The organism is Paraburkholderia bengalensis (assembly GCF_037126505.1).
Classification (GTDB): Bacteria; Pseudomonadota; Gammaproteobacteria; order Burkholderiales; family Burkholderiaceae; genus Paraburkholderia; species Paraburkholderia bengalensis.
In genome coordinates this window covers 1-17,846 of record NZ_JACFYJ010000075.1, presented here as the reverse complement: position 1 = coordinate 17,846, position 17,846 = coordinate 1, and the positions used below count along the sequence as shown (strand labels likewise).

The 17,846-nt window shown below is 63.8% G+C and carries 19 protein-coding genes and 2 pseudogenes; 12 read left to right on the top strand and 9 right to left on the bottom strand.

Translation table 11 applies throughout. The annotated features are described in order from the left end of the window. Positions 1–117: 117 nt before the first annotated feature. Positions 118–1,152, top strand: a complete 1,035-nt coding sequence (locus tag H3V53_RS31665) for an AraC family transcriptional regulator (protein ID WP_336601203.1) — start codon at positions 118–120, stop codon at positions 1,150–1,152. A 10-nt stretch (positions 1,153–1,162) separates the two neighbouring features. On the opposite strand, the gene H3V53_RS31660 is transcribed toward H3V53_RS31665, so the two are convergent. Both H3V53_RS31660 and H3V53_RS31655 read right to left on the bottom strand, forming a co-directional pair. Continuing rightward, positions 1,163–1,486, bottom strand: a complete 324-nt coding sequence (locus H3V53_RS31660) for a TFIIB-type zinc ribbon-containing protein (RefSeq protein ID WP_336601202.1) — start codon at positions 1,484–1,486, stop codon at positions 1,163–1,165. Positions 1,487–1,611: 125 nt separating this feature from the next. After that, positions 1,612–2,403, bottom strand: a complete 792-nt coding sequence (locus H3V53_RS31655; RefSeq protein WP_336601201.1) for a TerC family protein — start codon at positions 2,401–2,403, stop codon at positions 1,612–1,614. A gap of 143 nt (positions 2,404–2,546) precedes the next feature. Between H3V53_RS31655 and H3V53_RS31650 the strand changes: the two genes are divergently transcribed. Continuing rightward, positions 2,547–3,431 carry a LysR family transcriptional regulator gene (locus H3V53_RS31650; protein ID WP_336601200.1) on the top strand — a complete coding sequence of 295 codons (885 nt, stop codon included), beginning with the start codon at positions 2,547–2,549 and terminating at the stop codon, positions 3,429–3,431. 115 nt (positions 3,432–3,546) lie between these two features. Beyond that, on the top strand, positions 3,547–3,903 hold the full coding sequence (locus H3V53_RS31645) for an HPF/RaiA family ribosome-associated protein (protein ID WP_336601199.1): 357 nt from the start codon (positions 3,547–3,549) through the stop codon (positions 3,901–3,903). 79 nt (positions 3,904–3,982) lie between these two features. On the opposite strand, the gene H3V53_RS31640 is transcribed toward H3V53_RS31645, so the two are convergent. Further along, on the bottom strand, positions 3,983–4,804 hold the full coding sequence (locus H3V53_RS31640) for an SIR2 family NAD-dependent protein deacylase (protein ID WP_336601198.1): 822 nt from the start codon (positions 4,802–4,804) through the stop codon (positions 3,983–3,985). A gap of 142 nt (positions 4,805–4,946) precedes the next feature. On the opposite strand from H3V53_RS31640, the gene H3V53_RS31635 reads away from it, so the two are divergent. Further along, positions 4,947–5,585, top strand: coding sequence for a LysE family translocator (locus H3V53_RS31635; protein ID WP_336601197.1), 639 nt, complete (start codon positions 4,947–4,949; stop codon positions 5,583–5,585). 138 nt (positions 5,586–5,723) lie between these two features. On the opposite strand, the gene H3V53_RS31630 is transcribed toward H3V53_RS31635, so the two are convergent. Further along, positions 5,724–5,852 (bottom strand): hypothetical protein, encoded by a 129-nt coding sequence (locus H3V53_RS31630; protein WP_257722142.1) that lies wholly within the window; start codon positions 5,850–5,852, stop codon positions 5,724–5,726. Positions 5,853–6,315: 463 nt separating this feature from the next. Here H3V53_RS31630 and H3V53_RS31625 point away from each other — a divergent pair, with 463 nt between their 5' ends. The 3 genes from H3V53_RS31625 to H3V53_RS31615 are packed head-to-tail and all read left to right on the top strand — an operon-like array spanning position 6,316 to position 9,201. Then, positions 6,316–7,125, top strand: coding sequence for an acetoacetate decarboxylase (locus H3V53_RS31625; RefSeq protein ID WP_336601196.1), 810 nt, complete (start codon positions 6,316–6,318; stop codon positions 7,123–7,125). Positions 7,126–7,155: 30 nt separating this feature from the next. Beyond that, positions 7,156–7,938 (top strand): 3-hydroxybutyrate dehydrogenase, encoded by a 783-nt coding sequence (locus tag H3V53_RS31620; protein WP_336601195.1) that lies wholly within the window; start codon positions 7,156–7,158, stop codon positions 7,936–7,938. 9 nt (positions 7,939–7,947) lie between these two features. Then, the gene (locus tag H3V53_RS31615; RefSeq protein WP_336601194.1) at positions 7,948–9,201 is read left to right on the top strand and encodes a patatin-like phospholipase family protein; all 1,254 of its coding nucleotides are present in this window, start codon (positions 7,948–7,950) and stop codon (positions 9,199–9,201) included. A gap of 110 nt (positions 9,202–9,311) precedes the next feature. On the opposite strand, the gene H3V53_RS31610 is transcribed toward H3V53_RS31615, so the two are convergent. Continuing rightward, positions 9,312–10,775, bottom strand: a complete 1,464-nt coding sequence (locus H3V53_RS31610) for an alkaline phosphatase family protein (protein WP_336601193.1) — start codon at positions 10,773–10,775, stop codon at positions 9,312–9,314. A gap of 378 nt (positions 10,776–11,153) precedes the next feature. Between H3V53_RS31610 and H3V53_RS31605 the strand changes: the two genes are divergently transcribed. The 3 genes and pseudogenes from H3V53_RS31605 to H3V53_RS31595 all read left to right on the top strand — a co-directional run bounded on the left by H3V53_RS31605 (position 11,154) and on the right by H3V53_RS31595 (position 13,671). Next, a complete protein-coding gene (locus H3V53_RS31605) occupies positions 11,154–11,624 on the top strand; it encodes a helix-turn-helix domain-containing protein (RefSeq protein ID WP_336601192.1) in 471 nt (156 codons plus the stop codon). A gap of 2 nt (positions 11,625–11,626) precedes the next feature. Beyond that, positions 11,627–12,949, top strand: a pseudogene (locus H3V53_RS31600) (type II toxin-antitoxin system HipA family toxin); the annotation flags it as partial. A gap of 248 nt (positions 12,950–13,197) precedes the next feature. Beyond that, positions 13,198–13,671, top strand: coding sequence for an NUDIX hydrolase (locus H3V53_RS31595; RefSeq protein WP_336601191.1), 474 nt, complete (start codon positions 13,198–13,200; stop codon positions 13,669–13,671). A 122-nt stretch (positions 13,672–13,793) separates the two neighbouring features. Here H3V53_RS31595 and H3V53_RS31590 read toward each other — a convergent pair whose 3' ends face one another. Together H3V53_RS31590 and H3V53_RS31585 are read right to left on the bottom strand one after the other, a co-directional pair. Continuing rightward, positions 13,794–14,102 (bottom strand): superinfection immunity protein, encoded by a 309-nt coding sequence (locus H3V53_RS31590; RefSeq protein ID WP_336601190.1) that lies wholly within the window; start codon positions 14,100–14,102, stop codon positions 13,794–13,796. A 115-nt stretch (positions 14,103–14,217) separates the two neighbouring features. Next, complete coding sequence (locus tag H3V53_RS31585; RefSeq protein ID WP_336601189.1) at positions 14,218–14,496, bottom strand: hypothetical protein; 279 nt, start codon at positions 14,494–14,496, stop codon at positions 14,218–14,220. 293 nt (positions 14,497–14,789) lie between these two features. Here H3V53_RS31585 and H3V53_RS31580 point away from each other — a divergent pair, with 293 nt between their 5' ends. Beyond that, entirely contained in the window at positions 14,790–15,731 is a 942-nt protein-coding gene (locus tag H3V53_RS31580) for a TIGR03571 family LLM class oxidoreductase (RefSeq protein WP_336601188.1), read from the top strand. Between the two features lie 28 nt (positions 15,732–15,759). Here H3V53_RS31580 and xth read toward each other — a convergent pair whose 3' ends face one another. Both xth and H3V53_RS31570 read right to left on the bottom strand, forming a co-directional pair. After that, positions 15,760–16,731 (bottom strand): exodeoxyribonuclease III, encoded by a 972-nt coding sequence (gene xth, locus H3V53_RS31575; RefSeq protein WP_336601187.1) that lies wholly within the window; start codon positions 16,729–16,731, stop codon positions 15,760–15,762. Between the two features lie 93 nt (positions 16,732–16,824). Beyond that, positions 16,825–17,229, bottom strand: coding sequence for a DUF3597 domain-containing protein (locus tag H3V53_RS31570; protein ID WP_336601186.1), 405 nt, complete (start codon positions 17,227–17,229; stop codon positions 16,825–16,827). Positions 17,230–17,637: 408 nt separating this feature from the next. On the opposite strand from H3V53_RS31570, the pseudogene H3V53_RS31565 reads away from it, so the two are divergent. Next, positions 17,638–17,760: pseudogene (locus H3V53_RS31565) on the top strand (DUF2760 domain-containing protein); the annotation flags it as partial. Positions 17,761–17,846: the final 86 nt, after the last annotated feature.

The window sequence follows — 17,846 nt, the reverse complement described above, 5'->3', positions numbered from 1 at the left end:
GACGGTGAGTCCAGCATAGGGCTGCGAACCAGGACGAACAATGACCTTCTGTCCGCCGTTCATGCTCATTCGTCCAGGCGCCTGGACGAACCCGCAGACGGCACCTAGACTGGGTTCATGGACCCACTGCCCGAATCCGCGGATCCGCTCGGCGAGGCGCTGCACTTTCTGCGCATGAGCGGCACCTTCTATTGCCGTTCCGAGTTCACCGCGCCCTGGGCGCTCGAGTTGCCGCCGTTCGCGCACTCGCTGATGTTTCATGTCGTCACGTCGGGCGCATGTCTGCTCGAAGTGGAAGGCGCCGGGCAGTGCGTGCTGCGCCCGGGCGACCTCGCGCTCGTGCCGCACGGCGCGGGCCATCGGCTGACGAGCGCCGCCGGCGTGCCCGCCGCACAACTGTTCGATCTGCCGCGCGTAGCCGTCAGCGCCCGCTACGAAATCCTTCGGTATGGGCAAGGCGGCGAGCCGACCACGATGATCTGCGCGCTCGTGCGTTTCGATCACCCCGCGGCGCAGCAGTTGATCCGGCTGTTGCCGAAGCTGATTCGCGTCGACACGTGGCAGTCGCCCGAAACGGAGTGGATACAAAGCACGCTGCGCTTCATCGCCGCCGAGGCGCATCAGCAGAATCCGGGCGGCGAAACCGTCATCACGCGGCTCGCCGATATCCTCGTGATACAGGCGATCCGCGCCTGGATCGCGCAGGCGCCCGACGCGCAGACGGGTTGGCTCGGCGCGCTGCGCGATGGCCAGATCGGGCGCGCGATCGCGATGATCCATCGTGATCCGGCGAGCAACTGGACCGTGGCGGCGCTGGCCGACCGCGTGAGCATGTCGCGCTCGGCGTTTTCGGCGCGCTTCACGCAACTGGTCGGCGAGCCCGCGATGCACTACGCGGTGCGCTGGAAAATGCAGGCTGCGCTCACGCAGCTGCAGGAAACCGACGCGTCGCTGACGGCACTCGCGACGCGTCTTGGCTACGATTCGGACGCCGCGTTCAGCCGTGCGTTCAAGCGTGTCGTCGGCGTTTCGCCGGGCGCGGCGCGCCGGGCCGCGCGAACGCACGCTGAAATGCCGCCCGTCAACGGGTTCGACGACGACGCCATGCCGATCCGATACGGCAAAACGATGCGGCCACCGGATGCGCAGTGAGCAGCGACGGTCAGTCGAAGTCGAACATATCGAACAGCGACTTCTTCCTGCGACGCGGATCGTCGCACTTGCGACGATCGTCGTCATGACCGTATCGGCCGCCCCATTCTTCCGTGCGGCGCGTATCGCGTCCGGCGTAGCGCGTATTGCGTTCGGGTTGCCGCTCAGGCTGGCGCTCCAAGCGTTCGGGCTCGGGCGCGTCCATCTGGTTCAGCAGCTTGTCGAGTTCGCCGCGATCGAGCCAGATGCCGCGGCAGGTCGGACAGTAGTCGATCTCGATGCCTTGACGCTCGGTCATCAGCAGATCCGGGGTCTTGCAAACAGGGCACTTCATGGCATTGCTCCTTGATGTAGCCGTTGATCTTTCCGTATCCTGTGCGGTGCGGTGCGGTGCGGTGCGGTGCGGCACGGCGCGGCGCGGCAGCGAAACCACACCCACCTGTCTGTCCAGCTGTTTCGTCAGCTTGCGAGCGATGAATCGTCCGCCCGTGCTTTTTCCGTCGCGATCGCGCGGCCGCGCTTGAGCTTCCTGCGCCGCGCCAGCATGTTCATGCCTTCGACGAAACCGGCAAACGTCATTGCCGCGTAGATATAGCCCTTCGGTACGTGCGAGCCGAAGCCCTCGGCAATCAGCGTCATGCCGATGACCAGCAGGAAACTGAGCGCGAGCGTGACGATGGTCGGGTTGCGCTCGATGAACTTCGACAGCGGGCGCGCCGCGAACAGCATCGCCGTGACGGCCGCGATCACCGCGATGAACATGATGGGCAGATGGTCCGTCATGCCGACGGCCGTGATGATGCTGTCGACCGAGAACACGAGGTCCAGCAGCAGGATCTGGCCGATGGCAGCCGTTGCCGTCAGGCCGCCGACGCCCACCGCCGCGTCGGTGACCTCGTCGGCGTCGTGGCTCACGTGGTGGTGCATTTCTCGCGTTGCCTTCCACACGAGGAACAGGCCGCCCGCGAGCAGAATGAGGTCGCGCCACGAAAACGCGTGATCGAACATCGTCAACACCGGCTCCGTCAGGCGCGCAATCCACGCGACGGTGCCGAGCAACGCGAGCCGCATCACCAGCGCCAGCATGATGCCGATGCGCTGCGTGCGCGCGCGATGCGCTTCAGGCAGCTTGTTGCTCAGAATGGAGATGAAGATCAGGTTGTCGATGCCGAGCACGACCTCCATCACGACCAGCGTCAGGAGCGCGGCCCATGCTGCGGGATCGGCGGCGAGGGTCAGTAAGGTGTCCATGTTTGAGCGCGTTGTTATGTGGTTGAAGAAAACGGCTGATTACTGGTTCACAGCCTGAAGACACGATGATCGGGTAATTCGCTCATCGGAAAAACCAGTGATAAGCTTAAGATTAGTTCGTTTTTTTCGAAGTGAAACCGCGCATGCTCAACTATCGTCACTTGCATTATTTCTGGGTCGTCGTGCAGGAAGGCGGCTTCGCCCGTGCCGCCGAACGGCTCGATATGGCCGTACAGACGATCAGCGCGCAAGTGCGCGAACTGGAAAAGTCGCTGGGACACCAGTTGCTCAAGCCTGCGGGACGCGGCGTCGCGATGACAGAAGCGGGACAGGCCGCCTACGCACGAGCGGAAGAGATTTTTCAGCTCGGGCGCGCGCTGAACGACGAAGTACGCGAGGCCGCGAGCGGCAATGTCGCGCGCTTCGCGGTCGGCCTGACGGATGGCATTTCGAAGCTCGCCGTGCACGCCATTCTGACGAGCGTGCTCGACACGCCGTCGTTGCGGCTGCTCTGTCACGAAGGCGACGCGGAAGAATTGCTGGCGGAACTCGCCCATCATCACCTGGATCTCGTGCTGTCGAGCCAGCCTGCGCCGCACAACTCGAACTTGCGGCTATCCAGCGAGCGCCTCGTCGCTTCGCCCATCGACTGGTACGGGCCGAGCGCCATCGTGCGAAAAACCCACGTCGATCATTTTCCGCAAAGCCTCGCGTCGTTGCCCGTGCTGCTGCCAACGGGGCACTCGTCGCTGCGCTCGCGGCTCGACCGCTGGTTCGAGGCCGAAGGCATCCGGCCGCGCATGGCGGGCGAGTTCGAGGACAGCGCATTGATGGCGCTGTTCGCGGCGCGCGGCATGGGCGTGTTTCCGCTCGCGGCGTTCGGCGCGGAACGCGATGATCCGCTGCATCGCGGCTTGCGCTGGCTCGGGCGCTCGTCCGACGTGAAGGAAGAGATTCACGCGATCGTGTCGCGACGCGGCAGGCATCATCCGCTGACGCAGAAAGTGTTGGCCTCCGCGCTTTCCTGAGCGCGCACGTCGCGGCGTAGTTCGGTTTTTCCGAAGTTGAAGTTCCGCTATTTCTGCTTTTTCATGAACACCCGCACGCCTTACAGTGAGGCCGTACTCACCACGGAGGTGTCTCATGCAAGTCCTGTTCAAGTCCCGCGATCTCGAAGCCGTCCGTTTGCGCAGCTTCGCGCGGCAACGTATCCGGTTCGTGTTTCGCCGCATGGACTGGCTCATTTCCCGCGCGACGGTCAGCCTGTCGGACATCAACGGCCCACGCGGCGGTCTGGACAAGCGCTGTCAGGTGCAGGTGCAGACGCCCGATGCGACGCCCGTGGTCGTCACGTCGATTGCAAGAGACTGGCGAGGCGCGCTCGATCTGGCGCTCGCGCGTGCGGCGCGTTCGATCGTGCGCAGACAGCAGGCCCGCACGGCGACGCGGCGCATCAGCCAGCGTGAGCGGCTGTGGGCCGCTCAGCCTGATCCCGCGTAACCCGTTGCGCGATGCGTAGCGTGGCAGCGGACGGCAGCGTCGGCGCGATGCCGCCGTCCGTCACTGCGTTTTTCACCCGTTATTCCCGCATCGCGCGGTCGAGCACGCTCAGGCCGTCGACGGCGCCTCGCGCGAGGCCGATGCCGTGGTTCGGCGCAATGCCGAAATCGCGCGGATTGATGCGAATGATGCGCGGCCCGTTGTGCTCGCTGAACAATCGCACGGTCGGGATCGCCTTGCCCGCGCCAATTTCAACGACGACGGGACGCTCCACCGTCGACAGCCACGCCTGCAGCCGCGTCTCCTGCTGCTCGGTGCGCAACGCGATCCAGTCGTAATCGCCGAACATCAGAATATTGGGCCGTGCCAGCGCGCCGCACACCGGACAGCGCGGCAACGGACTGACCAGTTCGCAAGTCGTTTCGTCGACGATGGGCTGCACTTGCGCGGCAGACCATAGCCCGTCGTGACAGACTTCCGAGCATTGCAGCACGTGAATGGAACCGTGGCACTCGGCGATGACTGCCTCGTCGAAACCCGCCGCCTGGAACTGACCATCGACGTTGCTAGTGAACACGGCCAGTCCGCGCGGCATCGCGGCGGCCCACCGGCGCAAGATGTCGAAGCCCGCGTGCGGCAGCGTGCGCCGGTAAAGATCCAGACGATGCCCGTAGAAGCCCCAGCATAGCCGGGGATGCAGCGCCATCGCGCGCGGATTCGCCATGTCCTGAAAGGTCAGGCGATGCTGCTTCAACGGCGGATAGGCACGCCAGAAACCCTCCGCGCCGCGATAATCGGGCAGGCCCGAATCGACGCCCATCCCCGCCCCCGCCGTTACCAGCAGGCCGTCTGCCTCGCGCAGCCACGACACGGCGCGGCGGATACGTTCTCTCTCTTCCATCGCGATACTGTAGCAACCCCAAAAGTCATCGTGCTGACGCAACGGCGCGGGCTCCGTTGCGAACGCCGCGGGTTGCCTCTATTCTTTGCGCACCGTTTGGGGCGCGCCGCTCGCCTGTCAAGCCATTCAAGGAGACGATCCAATGTCCGCTTCCGCCGCTGTGTTCGCTATTCTCGTCGCGCTATTGCTGGGCGCGATGATTCCGGGGCCGAGTTTCGTGCTCGTCGCGCGAAACGCGATCAGCCTGTCGCGCGGCGACGGGCTGTCGACGGCACTGGGAATGGGGATCGGCGGGATTTTCTTCGGCGGCGTCGCGCTCGCCGGCTTGTACACGCTGCTGGTGGCCGTCGAGTGGCTGTACATCGGGCTGAAGGTGGCGGGCGGCTTGTATCTGCTCTATATCGCGTCGAAGATCTGGCGCGGCGCGGCTCGCCCGATCGAAATGGATCGCGCCGACGCGGCGCAGGGCTTCAGCGCGCGAAAGTCGTTCTGGATCGGCCTGACTACGCAGCTCAGCAACCCCAAAACGGCGATCTGGTACGGCAGTATCTTTGCCGCGCTGCTGCCGCAGCATCCGCCCGTCTGGTGTTACTTCGTGTTGCCGCCGCTCGTGTTCGCGGTGGAGTTCGGGTGGTACACGGTCGTCGCGCTGTGTTTTTCGAGCCGGCGGCCACGCGAAATCTATCTGCGCGCGAAGACGTGGATTGATCGGATTGCGGCAGGCGCGATTGCCGCGCTCGGATTGCGGCTGATCGTTGGGGCTGCAAAGGTCGGCATCTGACGACGGCCAGTTTTGACGCCGGCGCGTGGATGCCTGCGTCAAGCAAAGGGCCGCGACCGGCCCGGGCGAACCGCCGACAATGCGGTCATAAGCAGAACGGGAGCACGAAACCGTGCTCCCGTTCTTTTATGCGGCGGCTTAGCGGCGATACGCTTCCGCGAGAACTGCGCAGTGCTGCAGATGCAGATCGACGGCGCGGATGGCGAGCTCGCGCAGGCGCGAAAGCCAGCTCGTGGACGGTGCAGCGGCGGTCGTAGCTTGTTGCATGGCGGACTCCTTGTACGGGTATCACCCTAGGTAATAACCCTAGTATATCCGTAGACATGACGCGCCGCAACAAAACAATTCGCTCCCACCTGATTTTTAGATCGCGCTGCGTCCGGCGGGAACAGTTCAATCGATCGGAGGCCGCAATATCCGCTTGAATCGTCGTTGCCAATATTCATTAGCTCGCAAATCACTCCCGCCCGATCACTTAATACGCGATGGAAAGGCCAACGTTGCATCACCAACCAGATGACATCCGTATTTCACCTTGAAGTGATATTTCGCTTTAGCAAACAGGTCATGCCGGATTTCACAATGATCGACGCGTTCACGAATCGATTCAAAGCATCGCGCACTGTTGCGTTCAGACCAACGGTGTATTGGAAAAATTAACGTGATGTCGAAAAAACTTTTGCTCTAAGATTCGCCGTGCTCCAACAACGCCCAATCCAAGAGGAAGTTCATGGACATCCATTCGATCCGGCAATCCGCTTTCGCGATGCCCGTTCATAATCCCGCCTACCCTCGCCCGCCGTTCCGTTTTCTCAATCGCGAGTATTTCATCATCTCGTACGAAACCGACATGGATGCGCTGCGCGCGATCGTGCCCGAACCGCTCCAGCCCGAAAACGCGCTGGTCCATTATGAGTTCATCCGCATGCCGGATTCGTCGGGCTTCGGCGACTACACGGAAAGCGGTCAAGTCATTTTGGTGCGCGACATGGATGGGCGCCTCGCGAACTACACGCATTCGATGTATCTCGACGACGAAGGACCGATTGCGGGCGGCCGTGAAATCTGGGGTTTTCCCAAGAAACTCGCGCGCCCGAAGCTCGGCGTCGACGGCAACGACACGCTGCTCGGCACCCTCGACTACGGCACGCAACGTATCGCGACGGGCACGATGGGCTACAAGCACCGCACACTCGATATCGAAGTCGAACGCGCGAAGCTCGCCGATACGCCGAACTATCTGCTCAAGGTGATTCCGCATGTCGACGGCACGGCGCGCATCTGCGAACTCGTGCGCTTCTATCTGCGCGACGTGACGGTACTGGGCGCATGGAGCGGCCCCGCCGCCCTCGAACTGCACCCGCATGCGCTCGCCCCCATTGCGGATCTGCCCGTGAAACGCGTCGTCGGCGCGCGTCACGTGACTGCCAATCTCACGCTCGACATCGGCGAAGTCGCGTTCGATTATCTCGCCCCTGCACACGCTGCAGCATCCGCTGCGAAGACATCGAACGACGACGCACTCGAGCTCGCCGTCTAACCCTCTCCACACCATTCAAGGGAATACACAATGTCACTGCAAAACAAGGTCGCGCTCGTGACGGGTGCAGCAAGCGGTATCGGCGAACAATGCGCGCGCAAGCTCGCGAGCCTCGGCGCCGCCGTGGTGATTGCGGATCTGAACCTCGAGAATGCGCAGAAGGTTGCGTCGAGCATCGTCGAAAACGGCGGCAAGGCAATTGCCGTTGCGATGGACGTGACCAATGAAGACGCTGTGAACGCGGGTGTCGAACGCGCAGTGAAAGAACTCGGCAGCATCGACGTGCTGGTGTCGAACGCGGGCATTCAGATCGTCGCCCCGATCGAGGAATACGCGTTTGCCGACTGGAAGAAGATGCTCGCTATTCATCTCGACGGCGCGTTTCTGACAACCAAGGCTGCCATCAAACATATGTACGGCAGCAAGCGCGGCGGCTCGATCGTCTACATGGGCTCGGTGCACTCGCATGAAGCGTCGAAGCTGAAGTCGGCCTATGTCACCGCGAAGCACGGACTGCTCGGCCTCGCGCGTGTGGTGGCGAAGGAAGGCGGCCCGCGCGGCGTACGCGCGAACGTCGTATGCCCGGGCTTCGTGCGCACGCCGCTCGTCGACAAGCAGATTCCCGAGCAGGCGAAGGCACTCGGCATCACCGAAGAGGAAGTCGTGAAGAACGTGATGCTGAAGGAAACGGTCGACGGCGAATTCACGACGGTCGATGACGTCGCGAATACGGTGGCGTTCCTTGCGGGCTTCGAATCGTCGGCGCTGACGGGGCAATCGGTGATCGTCAGCCACGGCTGGTCGATGAAGTAAGGAGCACGTATGCGCAGCGACACAAAAAATATCAGCGCGCAGCCGCAGCCGTTTGTGTTGCCGCGCTACGACGAGATCGCGCTCGTGCTGCAAGGCGGCGGCGCGCTCGGCTCTTACCAGGCTGGCGTAGTAGAGGGGCTCGCCGAGATGAAGGTCGAGCCGGACTGGATTGCGGGCGTGTCGATCGGCGCGCTCAATACGGCGATCATCGCCGGCAATGCGCCGGAGAAACGCGTGGAAGCGCTGCGAGGCTTCTGGAATGCAATCTGCCATCCGCTCGATTGGGTGGGCAGCATCAGTGCGTGGACGCTGCCCGGTCTTGGCTTGCATGACCTCTCGCGCAAGTGGGCCAGTATGTGGGCGGCAGGCCGCGCATTGACGGAAGGCCAGCCGGGTTTCTTCGCGCCGCGCATGCCGTTGCCCGTTGCAGGGCTCGGCAAGCTGGACCCGAGCCGCGTGAGCTACTACGACACGGCCGCGTTGAAGGAAACGCTGCTGCAGTTCGCGGACTTCGATCGCATCAACGACGGCGCGACGCGCGTATCCGTCGGTGCCGTGAACGTGCGCACGGGCAATCTGACGTACTTCGACAACCGCAAGATGCGGCTTGCGCCCGAGCATTTCATGGCGTCAGGCGCATTGCCGCCGGGCTTTCCCGCCGTCGAGATCGACGGCGAATACTACTGGGACGGCGGCCTTGTATCGAACACGCCGCTCACGGAAGTGCTGCGCGATTCGGATCACAAGGACACGCTGGTGTTCCAGGTGGACCTGTGGAGCGCGCGCGGCAACGCTCCGGGCGATTTTCTCGACATATCGGAACGCGCCAAGGACATTCAATATTCGAGCCGTACCCGCGCGATCACGAACATGCTGGCCGAGCGGCAAAAGCACGCGCGCTTCATCAAGGAACTGCTCGAGCACGTGCCGAGCTCCGTGTTGAAAGCCGACCCGATGTTCCGCCTGGCCGAGCAGGCGGCGGACGGCAGCGCGATCAACGTCGTGCATCTGATCTACAAGAACAAGCCGTACGAAGGTCACTACAAGGACTACGAGTTCAGCATGGACACGATGCTCGAACATTGGCAAAGCGGACTCGAGGATATTCGCGATTCGTTTGCGCATCGCGAGTGGTTCGACGTGCCGAGCCGCGAACAGGGCTTCGTCACGCATGACGTGCATCGCCCGGCAGGCGCGGTTCCACAGTCCGACAAGGAAACCGTCGAAGCGGCACTCGGCAAACGACGCAAAGAAGCAGCCTGAGCTTTCGGGTTCAAGCGTCGCATGACGATAGCGGCTCTGCGGCATGCGCCGCGGAGCCGTTTTTTTTGTTGCTCGCGCGCGCATTCTTCACTACATGCGCGACGCACCGTTCAATTGCCGCCGGGGAAACCCAGCGCGCTCGCTTTGGCGCGCAAATCCGCGAAGCGTCCGCCGGGCGGATTGGCCTGTGCGCTCGATGCGGACGCGGACGGAACCTGCTGACTGCGATCGATTCCACCGAGTCCCGGTATGCCCGCGCCCACCGGGCAGGCCGTCCCGAACGTGCCTTGCGTCACGGCGATAGCGGGCGCATCGGTACGCGCGGCGTCGCCGAAGTCGAGCGCGTAAGCCATGTTGAAGGTATTCGGATCGCTTGCGCGCACACCTAGCGGGTCGAGACCGAAGCGCCACGCGAGCAGTTGATGAATCGAACTCGGATCGAATGGATAGCGCGACACGGTGTTCGCGCGCACGCGCGGCCCGAGCAGCATGCACGGTACGCGAAACCCGAGCCGTCCATCATTGCCGACGCCCCGTTCCGCTGTCGACACCGGCTTGACGGGCGGCACCACATGTTCCATGAAGCCGCCCCATTCGTCGTACACGATGATCATCAGCGTCGTGCTCCACTTCGGCCCCGTGCGCAGCGCGTCGTAGATCTTGCCGAGCAGCACCTGGCCATTGCGCACGTCGGCATGCGGATGATCGTCGTTCGACGTACCCTGTGCTTCGCCCGCGAAAGACGGATCGACCATGCAGAACGATGGCAGGCTGCCCGCCGCCGCATCCACGAGAAAATCGGCAAAGAGCTTCGAGCGGCCGACATAGCGCGTGCCGTACAGCGCCGTGAACGGAACATCGTGGAAGTAATACGTCGATGAAATGTTCTTCGCGTCGAGCCGGTCCCAGATGGTCGCCAGTGTGGCGGTATCGGTGCTGTCGTCGAGGCGGTCCGTCTCGCCGCTGTGCAGATAGAGCCGGTTCGGGAAAGTCGCGGACAGAATGCCGCTCATGTAGTAGTCGCACACCGTGTATTGCGTGGCGGCGCCGCGATAAAAGTCGAGATCGTCCGCGCCGAAATAGCCGATGGGCAGCAGGTCGCCGCGCGTCAGACTGGTGCCCGGGGTCAGCAGAAAGCCGTTCATCGCGCCACCGGCGAGATGCGTGCGCCCGGCGCTGTACAGGTGATTGGGATCGGCGAACGAGCAGGCCTGGAAGCCATATGACGCATTCGACGTCAACGCGAACGAGGACTGCGTCTGGCCGAATGCATCGGTGAACTGGCGGACCTGCTGGTGTTCCGCATTCGGCACCCACCCGAACAGATGATCGAACGAGCGGTTTTCCATCGTGACGAGGACGATGTGATCGATGCCTGACGCCGCCGGGTCTGGCAACGCGGGCCGCGGAAGGTTCGCGCGATCGGGCGGAATCCCGCTCGTCGTTCCCGTGCTTGTCGACGATCCCCCGCTCCCTCCTCCGCCGCAAGCCGACAACGCAACGGTACCGGCGAGCGCCGCCACTATCCTGCGTCGCGTGAGATCGGGTGAATCCGATGACTGATGATCGCTCATGGGCTGGCCTCCTTTTTCGTAAAGCCCGATCGGCTTGCGTTCACCCGATCGCGCGGCGAGTTCAGTCCTCCGTTAGCACGTCTCGTACCCGTGCATGAAAAATGTCCTGCACTGCAGGCTTGCGACGCGAGTCAGTGATACGAGTGGACTGAGCCCCAGCACGCGCGCTGCGACGCAACACGACTGTTTGCAAAAGCATATTTCGCAGCCTGCTTCCAATACAACTTAAATTCTGTATTTTCGATTTACATATTAAAAGCTGTATATTGCCAATACAGACTTTGATCTGTATTCTGTCTACCCTTCGGACGGCGTCGCGCAAGTTCCCTGCGCCAGATCGGCGCGACCCCATCCCACCCGCTTTCTTCGAGGCCCGCCTTGGAATACTCCGTCAAGACGCTCAGCCAGCTGCAGCCAGTTCTGCGCGGCTTTCGCAAGGCCGCCGGGCTGACGCAGGCCGCCATCGCCGCCCGGCTCGGCATCACGCAGCAAAGCTATGCGAAGTTCGAGGCGCACCCGGCCGCTGCCGGCGTCGAGCGACTCTTCACGGTGTTGCGGCTGCTGAACGCCAGCCTCACGCTCAGCCAGGACGAGCCAGCCCTCACGACGGCAGCGCCCGTTGCGAAGATCGCGCCCGCCTCGCCCCGCAAGCGCGGAACTCAACGCGCGCCCGCGCCGGCAACCCGGCGGACTGTGCCTGCCGTCAAGAAAGCGAGGCGTACCTCAGCGAGCACCGCGGCGGCCAGCGCGAAAGTGGCAACGCGCAAGGCGGCGTCCGAACAGGACGCGCGCGCTACGTCGAAGCCGAAACGCGCCGTGAATCCGTCGAAGAAACGGGAGTCGTGGTAAGCATGGGGCGCCGTTCGCAGACTCAACGTCTCGACCTGTGGATGAATGGCCTCGCCGTCGGCTATTGGGAAAAATCGGGCGCGGGCGAGCGACTGGTCTACTTCGACGAATGGCTCGACGACGAACAGGGGCGCCCGCTGTCGCTGTCGCTGCCGTTCACGCCGGGCAATCAGCCGTATCGCGGCGCACTCGTGTCCGCGTTCTTTGACAACCTGCTGCCCGACAGCGAACCGATCCGGCGTCGCATGGCGCAGCGCTACAAGACGGGCGGCACCGGGCCGTTCGAGCTGCTCGCCTCGCTGGGACGCGATTGCGTCGGCGCGATCCAGATGCTGCCGCCCGGGGAAACGCCGACCGATCTCTACCGCATAGGCGGTGACGCGCTGACGGACAACGACATCGCGCGCCTGCTGCGCGACACCACATCGGCCGCGCCCTTGGGCCAGCACGATCACGCGGCGGACCTGCGTCTTTCCATTGCGGGCGCGCAGGAAAAGACCGCGCTGCTGCGTCACAAGGGGCGCTGGGTGCTGCCCGCGGGCAGCACGCCGACCACGCATATCCTGAAGCTGCCGCTTGGCCTTGTCGGCAACATGCGCGCCGACATGCGTACATCGGTGGAAAACGAATGGCTCTGTTCGAAGATCGTCGCCGCGTATGGCCTGCCTGTCGCGGCGTGCGAGATCGCGCATTTCGGCGATCAGAAGGCCCTTGTCGTGGAGCGCTTCGACCGACGGCTTTCCGGCGACGGAAAATGGATCGTCCGCCTGCCGCAAGAGGACATGTGTCAGGCCACGGGCACGCCGCCCATTGCGAAGTATCAGGCCGACGGCGGACCCGGCATCGATGACGTGATGCACATTCTCGCGGGCTCGCTCGACGCCGCCGACGACACCGCGCGCTTCTTCACGACGCAACTGATCTTCTGGCTGCTCGCCGCGACCGACGGCCATGCGAAGAATTTCAGCATCGCGCACCTGCCGGGCAACCGCTATCGCGCAACGCCGCTGTATGACGTGCTCTCCGCGCACCCGATCATCGGGCGCGGCGCGAACCGCATTCCGATGCAGAAGGCCAGGCTGGCAATGGCCGTGCGCGGCACGAGCAATCACTATCTGATCGGCCAGATCGTACGGCGGCATTGGATCGCTCAGGGGCAGCAGGTGGGTCTCGCGCCCGCTACCGTCGAAGCACTGATCGCCGCCGTCACGCTGGCCACGCCGGACGTGATCGATCGCGTCGCAGCGCAACTGCCGCGCGGCTTTCCGGACGATCTGGCCGCGGCGATCTTCGACGGCATGTCGAAGCAGAGCAAGAAGCTCGCGCGCGAGCAGCGCGAGCAGCGCGTCGACCGGCCCGTTGCAGGCACACGCCGCCGCGCCCCCTTCGCGGCCGATGCGAACCGCGCGGTTACAGCTCGGGCTCGCATTTGATGAGGGCTGTCATCAAGGTGTCACGTCGCGTACTCAACATCGGGCGGATAATAGCGGGTCGAATGGCGACTGAGAGCGCCATCGGATCGCGCGGCACGGGGCGTGCTCGCTCCTTTCGCGCCCTACATGGAAGAGACACTGTGAAGCAACGTGCGACTGTCGTGTGCCGGGTAGGCATGCGCATTCTGCTGGTCGGCAAGGCGAATTCGCGCTGGTCGCTGCCGGGCGGGAAGCCCGACGCCGGCGAGACATTCGAAGCGGCCGCTGTGCGCGAACTCCAGGAGGAAACGCGCCTTCAGGCGATCGGCATGCAGTATCTGTTCGGGTTTGTGGGCACGCGTACTTGCCACCACGTGTTCGCCGCGCATATCGACGAACAGCAGACCGCCGTGCCCAGCAACGAGATCATGCGCTGCACATGGGCCAAAGTCACCGACATCTCCGATCTGGACACAAGCGTTTCGACGCGCGGCATCATCGACGTGCTCGCATCGAGCCGGCGCTCCGACCCGCGCGTGCAAAGCCGTCATCAGCGGGCCGATGCGTTCGTACAGAATCTGCGCGACGCGATGCACGACGTTCGCATCGGAAGCTGGACGGCAGCACTGTGGTGATCGACCGTATTTGATTCGTCGTCCGAATTAATATTGCGCGAGTGTCCCGCGTGCCTGTTCCGCCCAAAACAAAACCGCCGGCCCGATACCGGGCCGGCGGTCTCGTCGCGCGAACTTCAGGGTTACACGGACGCGGTCGTGCGGCGCCGCGTGGCGCGGACGCGGCGAGAGCGCGCCACGATCTTCGCGATCGTCACTCTGCCGATCGCGCGGCGCGCTGTCTGTGCGACGCTCGACAACCGCTTCTCGCTCACGCGATGACGCGCCCACACAAACGCCGCGACCCAGCCGATCACGGTCCAGCCGAACAGCACGTTGAAGATCGTGACCGCTAACGCATCGCTGCGTTCGCGCGCATCGGCGACGATGGCGGGCAAAAAGTACACGACCACCGCGACCACGATCACCAGTCCTTCGAAAAACGCTTTCATGGCATCCACTCCTGTCGAACAGGGCCGGCGGGCCAGCGCCAGGCGCCTGTTCCACGCACGATGGCTAGCGCCGCCATCGGCGACGCGGCGAGTCCGAAGTCTCGCCGCGGTCCAATCAATGGCCCTTGAACACGTTGACGTCGGGAACTGCTTGCGACGGCTGACGGCCGCCCGATTCCGACGACGCGCCGATCACGCCGCCGACGCCGCTGTTCGATGCGGCAGCTTGGTTGCGTTCGGCCGCGAAGGTTTGCGCGCTGACGCCGCGCTGCGACGCGGGCGCGCCGACGGACGGACGATAAAACGGTGCCGGGCCGTAGCCGGACGCGAAAGCGGGTGCAGCGACTGCGGCGGACACGGCGACGAGCACGGCTGCAATAAGACGGTTCTTCATGACGAACTCCAGAGAATGTGTTGAATCAGGAAGGCGTCGCAACCGGATGGATCTGGCGCGGCGTCGATTGAGACTGAGTTTAGACGAGCGCTATCAAATTTCTATGCTCATAGATTGAAATCACAGTTCCCAAATTTCAAACAATGGGAGAACCGGGCGCGGCCCACGCAAGCCTTTGTCCATGCGGGTTTCAGGGTTGTTGTGGCGGACGGCGGGTGCGATTTGCCAGTCGATGCTAGGATCGGTCTCCCGCGCAACGCCGCGAACGGAACCCGCGCAGAGAGCGAACGTCGATGACGCCAGTCCGCACCTCCATTGACCGCCAGGTGTTCGCCGAAGGCCGGCTCTCGATCGGGCTGACGTTGCCGTTATTGCGCGCGGGGCAGATCGTCGCGGATTTCCGCGAGCAGGTCGAACTCGCGGCACTGGCCGATGCGCTCGGCTTTCGCGCGCTCTGGGTGCGCGACGTGCCGTTGAACAGCGCCGACTACCCGGACCCTGTCGGCCACCTCGATCCGTGGGTGCTGCTCGGCGCGCTCGCCTCGCATACGACGCGAATTGCGCTTGCCAGCGGCGCGATTGTTCTGACGTTACGTCACCCGCTGCACATCGCGAAGGGCGCGGGGTCGGTGCAGACGTTGTCGAATGGCCGCTTCATGCTGGGGCTCGGCTCGGGCGACCGTCCACCCGAATACGCCGCCTTCGGGCACGACGCCGAAGAACGGCGCGAGTTGTATCGCGCGCATTGGGACACGCTTGCGGCGGCGCTCGGCGAGGTGCCTCACGTAATGCCCGATCGCCGTCGCGAAGGTGCACCCGAGTTCATGTTGTTGCCGCAGCCCCCGTTGCCGGTGCCGATGCTCGCGGTCGGCTCAGGCGGGCAAAGCGTGGACTGGATCGCGCGCCGTTCGATCGGCTGGATGACGTATCACCGCGACCCGGACACGCAACGCGCGCGGCACAGCATGTGGCGCGCGGCTGTCGATCGCCTGCCGGCGCCCGCGTTTCGCGCATTCGGCGTCGCGATGCGGCTCGATCTCAGCGATGATCCACACGAACCGGCTGCGCCGCTACCGCTCGGTTATCGCGCGGGACGACATGCACTCATCGCAGCACTCGACGACATGCGCGACAGCGGCACGCATCACGTGACGCTGAATCTGAACTCGCAGCGGCCCGTGCGGGAAGTGATGGAGGAACTGGCGGCCGACGTGCTGCCGCACTTTCATGGATGACGTATGCGCTTTGCACGGCCGCATGAAGTTACTTGCCGGTTTTCCTTGACGCCGTGGGTCGTTTCGCGGTGCTCGCTTTCCCCACGGCAGTTTTCTTCACGGCAGTTTTCTTCACTGCAGCTTTTTTCACTGCAGCTTTTTTCAATGCAGTTTTCTTCACCTCTCCCGCGCGCGTCGCATTCGTCGATGCCTTCGTCGCTACCTCGGCCGCGTCACCCGCAAGCCTCTCAAGATCGAGTTCGACCCATGCGGGCGCGTGATCGCTCGCATGCGGCTCACCCCTCACCCATCGATCGACACCCGCATTGCGCATCGTCGCGGCGACTTGTGGGCTCAACAGCAGATGATCGATGCGCAAACCCGAGTTCCGCTCCCAGTGCTGGCGGAAATAATCCCAGAACGTAAAGATCTGCTCGTCCGGATAGCGCTTGCGCAGCGAGTCGGTCCAGCCCTGTGCGAGCAGACGCGCGTAACAGTCGCGGCTTTCCGGCTGCAGCAGCGCGTCCTTGAGCCACGAGCGCGGATTGTAGATGTCGAAGTCCGTCGGCACGACGTTGTAGTCGCCCGCCAGCACGACGGGATGGCCGCTGTCCAGCAACTTCCTCGCGTAGACGATCAGCCGTTCGAACCACGCGAGCTTGTAGTCGAACCGCGGTCCAGGCTGCGGATTGCCGTTCGGCAGATAGAGACACCCGATCAACAGGCCATCGACGGCCGCTTCGAGATAACGGCTATGCGTATCGTCGGGGTCGCCGGGCAGGCCACGGCGCGTTTCGACAGGCTGCGCGTCGCGGGCGAGAATCGCGACGCCGTTCCACGATGCCTGTCCATGCCAGATCGCGCCGTATCCCGCGCGGTCGATTTCCGCCGCAGGGAAAGCCGCGTCGGGCGCCTTCAGTTCCTGAAGGCACACGACGTCGGGTGCTTCCCGTTCGAGCCAGGCGAGCAAGGCCGGCAAACGCGAACGGATGCCGTTGATGTTGAACGTGGCGAGCTTCATGATCCCGCGCCGCTGCAAATCGCATTCCTGCGATCATGCACTTTGCTTCATGCCGGTCACCGGCGTCTCATCCTCCATGCATCCGCCTGTATTTCAGTTCTTCAGATCGTCCGGCACTTTCCCGCCGTTCTCGGCCAGCTTCGTCATGACCTGCTTGTGCAGCCAGATGTTCATGGAGGCCGAGTCCTCCGTGTCGCCGCTGTAGTGCAGGTCCCCGGCCAACTGCTTGCGCGCGGCAAGGCTGCTGTCCAGTCCGAGCAGCTTCATCAGATCGACGATCGACGTCCGCCAGTTCAGCTTCTCCGGGTGCTGGTCGGCGAGTCCCGTCAGGATCGCCTCGACATCGACGGGCTCGGCGGCCGCAGCGGCGGGCGCTTGCGCAGGCGCCGCTGCGGGCGCGTCCTGCGGCGCGGGCGCGGCCGCCTGCTGCGCGGCCGCCTGCACCGCGGGGTGGCTCGACGGGAAAATCTTGCTGAGGATCGTGCTGAAAATGCTCATGCTTTCCTCCAGAAAATCGGTTGAGGGCGTCAGCGCCGTCGCGATTGCGTCGACGAGAAGACGGCAACACCCGCTTTCGCAGACGTCGGACCGCGCTGGCCAACGCGGCTAAGGCGTACCCGGCACGCCCAATGCCTCTGAGCGAACCCCTATGCTCGCCGTCAAAAATGACAGGACGATGCCGCTCATTCTTACTTGAGGACGTAAAATCCGGCCGCCAATCTTGCGCAGGATTCAGACTCTGAGCCGTCGATGGCTCACAACAAGGCAAAATACGGGTTTTGGCGCAAGTTCAAGCGGACGGGCGAATCCCACTCCCGCCCGCTGCGCCGTCCTCCGTCCCGAATCCCACGCGCCGCGCGATCTCCGCGCGGCGCGGCAGTACCCAAGAATCAGGAGCGATCTTTCATGACCGAACCGAACGTTTCGTTGCTGGGCAGGCTTTCGCTTGCCTTCGGAACATTTTTCAGCATTATCGGCGACCGCGACTTCGCCGCGAGCGTGCTGCGCCTGCGCAGCGGCGCCGCGCCTCATGGACTCGCCATCCCCCTGTCGGGTTCACTGCGCGAGGGCAGTCGGGAGCCTCCATACTAGCGGCGATCGCCATGCCTTTGTAA